The following is a 2,494-nucleotide window of genomic DNA, read 5'->3' as shown; positions in this document are numbered from 1 at the left end:
GCGGGGCGAACAGGCGGCTGCCGCCGCCGTAACATTACCCTTTTTACACTTGAAACTGGGGCGTAAGGTCAGCGGCGACCCGCCGCCTATGCTTTGCATAATTCTCCGAAACCAACACATACTATCCGCGAGGTGATTCGAATGGTACGCAATTTATCCCGCGGCGTATTCCAATACGCCCAGCCGCCCCGCATCATCAGCTACGCCAGCACCGTCGGACAAAAAGAGGGCGACGGTCCTTTCGGTGCCTGCTTCGACTGCGTGGAGCCGGACGCTCATTTCGGACAGGACACATGGGAACAGGCGGAAAGCGTGATGCAGCGGCGAACCGTCCAGCTGGCACTGGATAAGTGCGGCTTACAGGACAGCGACCTCTCCTGCATCTGTGCCGGCGACCTGATGAACCAGTGCATCGGCTCTACCTACGGCATGCGTCCGCTGGAGATTCCCCTGCTGGGCATTTACGGGGCCTGCTCCACCATGGCGGAGGGGCTGCTGCTGGCATCGTTTCTGGCAGCCGGCGGCGTAGGCGAGTACACTGCCGCCGTGACATCTTCCCACTTCTCCACCGCAGAACGTCAGTTCCGGTTTCCCCTGTCCTACGGCGGGCAGCGTCCGCCTACAGCACAGTGGACATGCACCGGCTCCGGAGCCGTGATCCTACAGCAGCCCGACGGCATACCAGACGGCGTGTGTGTCACCGGCGGCTGTATTGGCACCATGGTAGATCTGGGCGTGACAGATGCCAACCACATGGGAGCAGCAATGGCTCCTGCGGCAGCAGATACCCTTGTCCGGTACTTCAAAGGCACCAACACAGCACCGGACACGTATGACGCCATTGTCACCGGCGATCTGGGGCTGATCGGCAGCGAGCTGCTCTGCGATCTGGTGATGAAGCAGGGCTATGATATTTCTGCGGTGCATCGGGACTGCGGTGCAATGCTGTACGACCGGAAAACGCAGGACACTCACGCCGGCGGCTCTGGCTGCGGGTGCAGTGCCAGCATGCTGTGCGGGCACTTTCTGCCGGCTCTGCAAACCGGAGCCATGAAGCAGATCCTGTTTGCGGCAACCGGTGCCCTGATGTCCCCTACTGCTTCTCAGCAGGGCGAGAGCATTCCGGGTATTTCGCATTTGGTAGAATTAAGGCAACACTGCATAAAGCCCGCCTGACGGCTTTGCATGCAATCTGCGTACAGATTTTCCGCCATATTGCCCAGAAATCCCTTGTCATACGAAAGTATGCCTGCGGAATTTCTAGCAATCTGCCAAAAAATCTGACAACGCATCTTACGCACAAGCTTTGTGCGGTGTTGCCCTGACACTTCTGCGGCGATGAATAGGAGGAACAACAATGGCAATGGATCTATTCTGGGCATTTCTGGTTGGCGGTGCACTCTGTGCCGTGGGGCAGGTGCTGATCGACTACACCAAGCTGACACCGGCACGAATCCTCACGGCGTATGTGGTTGCCGGCGTGGCACTGTCGGCAGTAGGCATCTACCCGAAACTGGTGGAACTGGCAGGCGGCGGTGCCAGCGTGCCGCTGACGGGCTTCGGGAACCTGTTGGCAGAGGGCGTGCGGGAATCCGTGGACGAAAAGGGACTGCTGGGCATCTTCATGGGCGGTCTGACTGCATCTTCCGCCGGCATCACTGCGGCAATGGTGTTCGGTGTCGTCTGTGCCGCAATTTTTCGCCCGAAGCAAAAATAGGTCTTTTTTCAGCGAAACAGCCTCGGAATTTATGCAACATGCTGTAGAATTAATTTTGATTTTGTTGTACAGTTGTATAAATTGCCGTTTTTCAAAAAAGTGCTTGACATTTATCCGAAAATGTAGTATACTATCATAGTCGCAGGAATTCAGGAGTAAACAAAAAGCACTGAACGAAACCTGTTTCGATGTGGCGGCATAGCTCAGTTGGCTAGAGTACTCGGTTCATACCCGATTGGTCGCTGGTTCGAATCCTGCTGCCGCTACCATATGGCCCGTTGGTCAAGAGGTTAAGACGCCGCCCTTTCACGGCGGAATCATGGGTTCAATTCCCGTACGGGTCACCAACGCAGAAAAGAGCAAATCACGAAATGTGGTTTGCTCTTTTTTTATGGCAATACCGCAAGTCGCCAGACGCTCTTTGTGCGGTATTGCCTTATGTTTTTGCGGGTGATTGCATAAGCCTTTCCAGAAAGGGGTGACTGGAGTGTTTCCTTAGATGCACCTCTTGGAATGTGTAGGGGTTCCCTCGTGAAGTGTAGCTTTACCATGTCGAAACCGTCCGGCGGAATTCGCTCGTACCTCGCTGTTCGCCTGAGGCTCGCCAACGCCGGTTGTTGCCCTTGCCTGTATTTGCAGTGTTGTTTTTCTAAGGCGTTACTTGTGTAAACGGTCAACTTTATTTGATATGGCGTTTGCAAGCTTGTGAATAAGGCTCTCCTTTAGGGCACCCGAAGGGCGTACCTTGTGCTGAGCTGGCAAGCCGTAGGCTTGACT

2 protein-coding genes and 2 tRNA genes are annotated in these 2,494 nt (G+C 55.4%); all 4 read left to right on the top strand.

Annotation, left to right across the window (positions count from 1 at the left end):
* Positions 1–141: 141 nt before the first annotated feature.
* Entirely contained in the window at positions 142–1,176 is a 1,035-nt protein-coding gene (locus RUMCAL_RS06060) for a stage V sporulation protein AD (protein ID WP_021681770.1), read from the top strand.
* Between the two features lie 187 nt (positions 1,177–1,363).
* Positions 1,364–1,717, top strand: coding sequence for a stage V sporulation protein AE (gene spoVAE / locus RUMCAL_RS06055; RefSeq protein ID WP_040647268.1), 354 nt, complete (start codon positions 1,364–1,366; stop codon positions 1,715–1,717).
* A gap of 192 nt (positions 1,718–1,909) precedes the next feature.
* Positions 1,910–1,986, top strand: a tRNA-Met gene (locus RUMCAL_RS06050).
* Between the two features lie 3 nt (positions 1,987–1,989).
* Positions 1,990–2,064: transfer RNA gene (locus RUMCAL_RS06045), tRNA-Glu, on the top strand.
* The last annotated feature ends 430 nt before the right edge of the window (positions 2,065–2,494 follow it).

Source organism: Ruminococcus callidus ATCC 27760 (assembly GCF_000468015.1).
Taxonomy (GTDB): Bacteria; Bacillota; Clostridia; order Oscillospirales; family Ruminococcaceae; genus Ruminococcus_C; species Ruminococcus_C callidus.
Note: the sequence above shows the minus strand (reverse complement) of the source record. Positions and strands in the feature narration are given on the sequence as shown.